The sequence below is a fragment of the Brevibacterium sp. SIMBA_078 genome (assembly GCF_046534565.1).
GTDB lineage: Bacteria > Actinomycetota > Actinomycetes > Actinomycetales > Brevibacteriaceae > Brevibacterium.
Genome location: NZ_JAWRYQ010000208.1, coordinates 1 through 273, shown reverse-complemented (window position 1 = coordinate 273; position 273 = coordinate 1). Strand labels below are relative to the sequence as shown.

At 35.9% G+C, this 273-nt stretch carries 1 protein-coding gene; it reads right to left on the bottom strand.

Annotated elements, in window-relative coordinates; translation table 11 throughout:
* Nucleotides 1-29: 29 nt before the first annotated feature.
* Nucleotides 30-273: hypothetical protein (locus SB749_RS19465; protein WP_410711755.1), on the bottom strand; the 244-nt coding region annotated here is incomplete at its 5' end.

Sequence of the window (273 nt, the reverse complement as noted above, 5' to 3'; positions counted from 1 at the left end):
AAGATAACGACCGTGAGCTGGTATATAACTCATTCCATAAACCGACCTATAATGTTAATACAGGCAACGACACCCGCTGTTAAAAAGCTACAAACGAATATATAGATAAAAAAATGCCGTGCGAAATAGTGATAACACACGATAAAAACTAAATAGCTGAATAACACCGGTATAAACGCACTAATGATGAGTTTTAATGCGACTAATTCAGGTGTTATTTGTCCAAAAGCAGTTAAAATCGCTGTTGCGAGTACACAGCTTAATATAGCAAGA